This window comes from Streptomyces bobili (assembly GCF_002154575.1).
GTDB classification, from domain to species: Bacteria; Actinomycetota; Actinomycetes; order Streptomycetales; family Streptomycetaceae; genus Streptomyces; species Streptomyces bobili.
The window spans coordinates 1-4,887 of record NZ_MUBA01000266.1; the positions used below are offsets into that span (position 1 = coordinate 1).

At 72.1% G+C, this 4,887-nt stretch carries 5 protein-coding genes and 1 pseudogene; all 6 read left to right on the forward strand.

The features are described from left to right. Nucleotides 1-63: 63 nt before the first annotated feature. Complete coding sequence (locus BZL64_RS21745) at nucleotides 64-1,440, forward strand: eCIS core domain-containing protein (RefSeq protein WP_086770875.1); 1,377 nt, start codon at nucleotides 64-66, stop codon at nucleotides 1,438-1,440. Between the two features lie 224 nt (nucleotides 1,441-1,664). Next, a complete protein-coding gene (locus BZL64_RS21750) occupies nucleotides 1,665-3,257 on the forward strand; it encodes a phage tail sheath subtilisin-like domain-containing protein (protein ID WP_086770876.1) in 1,593 nt (530 codons plus the stop codon). A gap of 54 nt (nucleotides 3,258-3,311) precedes the next feature. Further along, entirely contained in the window at nucleotides 3,312-3,755 is a 444-nt protein-coding gene (locus tag BZL64_RS21755; protein ID WP_073499531.1) for a phage tail protein, read from the forward strand. Continuing rightward, nucleotides 3,755-4,228 carry a hypothetical protein gene (locus tag BZL64_RS21760; protein ID WP_086770877.1) on the forward strand — a complete coding sequence of 158 codons (474 nt, stop codon included), beginning with the start codon at nucleotides 3,755-3,757 and terminating at the stop codon, nucleotides 4,226-4,228. Before BZL64_RS21755 ends, BZL64_RS21760 begins: the two co-directional genes overlap by 1 nt. Further along, on the forward strand, nucleotides 4,225-4,377 hold the full coding sequence (locus BZL64_RS40270; protein ID WP_086770878.1) for a DUF6760 family protein: 153 nt from the start codon (nucleotides 4,225-4,227) through the stop codon (nucleotides 4,375-4,377). The genes BZL64_RS21760 and BZL64_RS40270 overlap by 4 nt, the downstream gene beginning before the upstream one ends. A gap of 165 nt (nucleotides 4,378-4,542) precedes the next feature. Beyond that, nucleotides 4,543-4,887: pseudogene (locus BZL64_RS39570) on the forward strand (hypothetical protein); the annotation flags it as partial.

Here is a 4,887-nt window from a genome sequence, read left to right on the forward strand (position 1 = left end):
GTGACCATCCACCCCCACAGGATGGATGGTCACCGCCACCGTGGCCTCGTCCCAGGGATTCGTATGCGCAGCCAGGATCAGTCGCCGGACACGACCAGGGCCGCCGCACCGGGCCCGCGGATCCGCCTCGACACACGGACCGGGCCGCTCCCCCTGAACCATGCCGTCGGCACCCGCTCGCCCGAGGCGGTCCTCGCCCTGCAACGAGCCGCCGGCAACACCGCCGTGGCCGCGCTCGCGGAGCGGGAGCGCCACACCCACGACGCGGGCTGCGGGCACGCCCCGGTCCAGCGCAGTGCCGTGAACCAGGTCATCGCCTCCCCCGGTTCCCCGCTGCCCACGCCCGTCCGCCAGGACATGGAGTCCCGTCTCGGCGCCGACTTCACGGACGTACGCCTGCACACCGACGCGACCGCGCGCCGTTCCGCCGCCGAGGTGGGCGCCCGCGCCTACACCTCCGGCAGCCACATCGTCATCGGCGACGGCGGGGCCGACCCGCACACCCTCGCCCACGAGCTGACGCACGTCATCCAGCAGCGCCAGGGCCCGGTGGCGGGCACGGACAACGGGAGCGGGCTGCGGATCAGCGACCCCTCGGACCGGTTCGAGCGGGAGGCGGAGGCCAACGCCCACCGGGTGATGTCGGCCCCGGCACCGGTCACGGCACCGGTCACGGCACCGGCCGTGCAGCGGTCGGCCACGAACGCCACGGCCACCCCGGCCCCGCACCACGCCGTCGTCCAGCGCATGAACGGCACCGCCACCGCCGGGCCCGACGAACTCGCCCTGATGGCCAACCCCACCGTCCGCGACATGGGCGGCGGCTTCCGCAAGTACACCGTCGACACGGCCAACCCCGGCGGCGACCCGGAACCCCTCTACCGGGGCATGCGCGGGGAGGAGTTCGCGGCTCTGCGCGCGGGGGCGCTGCCGCAGGGCGGCTCGTACCAGGGTTTCTCGCCGACGCGCGCGTACTCCGAGGGCTACATCACCAACAGCCCCAACTCGGGCACGCACCTGGTCGAGTTCTACCGGACCGATCCCGCCTCCGGGGTGGTGCCCGCGCTGGACACCTTCCTCAAGAACGCCGGCGCCGGCACGAAGGCCGAGAACGGCATCCTCTCCACCGCCGTCGGCATGACCGCCGCGTACTCCCCGACGGTGCACAGCAACACGACGAAGAACGAGGCGCGCGAGACCACGCTGGCGACCCTGCGTCAGGAACTCGCGCAGGCGGAGCAGGACGTCACCAATCCGGCGAAGGCCAGGTTCAAGAAGCAGGCGGAGAAACGCGTCCAGACCAAGAAGGGCGACATCGCCAAGCTGGAGGCGAAGGCCCCGCTCTATCCCGCGAAGGGCGACGCGGTGAAGGCGCTCAACGCCGCGTTCGCGAACGGCACGGTCGCCTGGCGGCTGATCACCTTCAAGTCCACGGCCTGATCACCTTCAGGTCCACGGCCTGATCACCTTCAAGTCCACGGCCTGATCACCTTCAGGTCCACGGCCTGGCGCCGGGTCCCCGGCCCCGTGCACGCCCGCGGGGCCGCGTTGCCCCTGAGGGCAACCCCACTGCCCCCACTTCGGCACCGGAGGCCGTTTCGGCGGACGCGCTCCGCGCGTGACCGTGAGAGACGTCCTGACGCGTACCCCGAGGAGAGCACAGCATGCCGTCCTACCTGTCGCCCGGCGTATACGTCGAGGAGGTGGCCAGCGGCTCGCGCCCCATCGAGGGGGTGGGTACCTCGGTGGCGGCCTTCGTGGGCCTCGCCCCGTCCGGGCCCCTGAACGAGCCGACCCTGGTGACCAACTGGACCCAGTACGTGGCGGCGTTCGGTGACTTCACCGACGGCTACTACCTCGCGCACTCGGTGTACGGCTTCTTCAACAACGGCGGCTCGGCGGCGTACGTCGTCCGGGTCGGCGGCAGCCGTGCGGGCGCGGCGGGTGACGCCTCCCCGGCCGCGGTGACCGGTTCCGCCGCCCCCGCCGCCCTGCCCGCGGGCGAGCCCGCGCAGCTCGGCACGTTCACGGTGACCGCGAACGCGGCCGGCGGCTCCGGCGGCCCGCTGACCGTGGAGGTCGCCGACCCGGAGGGCGAGGGCCCCGCGGAACGCTTCAAGCTGGTCGTGCGGGACGGCGAGAAGCCGGTCGAGACGTTCGACGTGACCGCGAAGAAGGGCGGCCGCAACTACGTCGTCACGCAGGTCAAGGAGCGCTCCAAGCTCATCACGGTGGCGGAGGCCGCGCCCTCGGCGCAGCTGGCCCGCCCCGACAACCAGACGGTGACGCTGGCCGCGCCGCCCGCCGCCCCGGCCGCCACCGGCACCGGCACGGAGGCCCCGCAGTCCGCGGGCCCCTCCCAGTACCTCGGCGACAGCGCCGACCGCACCGGCTTCGGCGGCCTGGAGGCCGTCGACGAGATCTCCATGGTCGCGGTGCCCGACCTGATGGCCGCCTACCAGCGCGGCGCGATCGACCTGGAGGCCGTCAAGGCGGTCCAGCTCGGCCTGATCGCGCACTGCGAGCTGATGGGCGACCGCGTCGCGATCATCGACCCGCCGCCGAGCCTGAACGCCCGCCAGATCCGCGTCTGGCGCCAGGAGACGGCCGGCTACGACTCCAAGTACGCCGCCCTGTACTACCCGTGGATCAAGTCCTTCGACCCGGCGTCCGGCCAGTCCCGGCTGATCCCGCCGAGCGGCCACGTCGCCGGCGTCTGGGCCCGCAACGACGCCGAGCGCGGCGTCCACAAGGCCCCGGCCAACGAGGTCGTCCGCGGCGCGGTGGACCTGGAGATCCAGATCACCCGCGGCGAGCAGGACCTGCTCAACCCCATCGGCGTGAACTGCATCCGCGCCTTCCCCGGCCGCGGCATCCGCGTCTGGGGAGCCCGCACCCTCTCCTCCGACCCGGCCTGGCGCTACCTGAACGTCCGCCGGTACTTCAACTACCTGGAGGAGTCGATCCTGATCGGCACCCAGTGGGTGGTGTTCGAGCCGAACGACCACGCCCTGTGGGCGCGGATCCGGCGCAACGTGTCGGCGTTCCTCGTCAACGAGTGGCGCAGCGGCGCCCTGTTCGGGGCCCGGCCCGAGGACGCGTACTACGTCAAGTGCGACGAGGAGACCAACCCGCCGGAGTCGGTCGACGTCGGCCGCGTCATCTGCGAGATCGGCATCGCGCCCGTCAAGCCCGCCGAGTTCGTCATCTTCCGGCTGGCCCAGTTCTCCAGCGGCAACGGGGAGCTGGAGGAGTAACCGCCCCTCCCTCGCCCCACTGTCAGCAGTCAACTCCCCCAGAAGGACAGCAAGATGAGTCTCCAGCCGGGTGACGCTCTCACTTCACACAATTTCGGGCTCCAGATCGACGGCGTGATGGTCGAGTACCTCGCCGAGGTCAGCGGCCTCAGCCTGGAACAGGACGTCATCGAGTACCAGCAGGTCTCCGCGCAGGGCAAGCCGGTCACCAAGAAGCTGCCGGGCGTGAAGAAGGCCGGGACCTGCACGGTCGTACGCGGTATGACGCAGTCCGCGGCGTTCAACACGTGGATCACCGAGTCGATCAACGGCGTGATGGGCTCCGCCCGCAAGAACGCCACGATCATGGTGATGGACTACCAGAACAACCCGGTCAAGCGGTACAACATGCGCAACGCCTGGTGCAGCAAGATCGACACCAGCACGGTGAAGGCCGGCGAGGCCGCCGCACTGACCGAGACGGTGACCATCACGTTCGAAGAACTGGTCATCGAGTAATGCGACGTTCCGTTCTGCGGGCGGCGGCGCCCGCGGGCGGGGAGCAGGAGAACACCCCGCTCCCGCCCGCGGCGCCGGCACCCGCGCCGGTCGTGGAGCAGCGCCTGCGGACGGAGTTCCCCTTCGAGCTGCCGCGCGGCTACGTCGACGAGGCGGGCACCGTCCACCGTGACGGCGTGATGCGGCTGGCGACCGCACGGGACGAACTCGTCCCGCTGCGGGACATCCGCGTCCAGGAGAACCCGGCGTACCTGTCGGTGGTCCTGCTGGGCCGGGTCATCACCCGCCTCGGCACGCTCCCGCTCGTCCACGACGGGATCGTGGAGAACATGTTCGCCTCCGACCTGGCGTTCCTCCAGGACTTCTACCGCCAGGTGAACGCGGAGGGCCATACCCGCGCGACCGTCGAGTGCCCGCACTGCGCGGAGCCCTTCGAGGTCGAACTCGGCGGGAGCCGCCTGGGGGAATCGTGACGTACGCGACCGACCGGCTGCACGAGGAGATCGCGTACGTCGCCTTCCACTTCCACTGGGGCCACGACGAGATCCTGGACCTGGAACACCACGACCGCCGCCGCTTCACGGACAGCATCGCGTCCCTGGTGACGCGCGCGGAGGGCTGAGCGATGGGCTTCCTGGACCGCTTCCGTCGCTCCTCGGACAGCTCCGCGGGTGGCTCTGCGAGCAGCTCCGAGGGTGGCGGTACGGCGCCTGGGTCCGCGCCGGATGCCGGTGCGGAGTCCGTGCCGGTACGTCCGCGGCCCGCCGCCTGGTCCACCTTGCCGCCCGTGCAGCGGACGGCGGCGGGCGGTGCGGCGGGAGTCGCCGACGCCGGTTTCGGCAGCCGCCTGGCCACCTGGCGGAACCCGTCCTTCACCGGCTCACCGTCCCCGGCGGTCCTGGACGGCCGGTCGGGCGGCCTGCTCGACCACCTCACATCGACGCCGCCGCCCCCGTCGGCATCGGCACCGGCACCGGCTGTCGTCGAGCGCCGGGCCGCGGTGGTGCCGATGGCGGGCGCGGCACCGGTGCCCACGCCCGCGGTGCGCTCGGCGCCTTCCGCGCAGCCCACCACCGTGATGCCGGCGCCATCGGCTCCGCCCGCCCCCGCGGCTCCCGCGCGGGGCATCCGC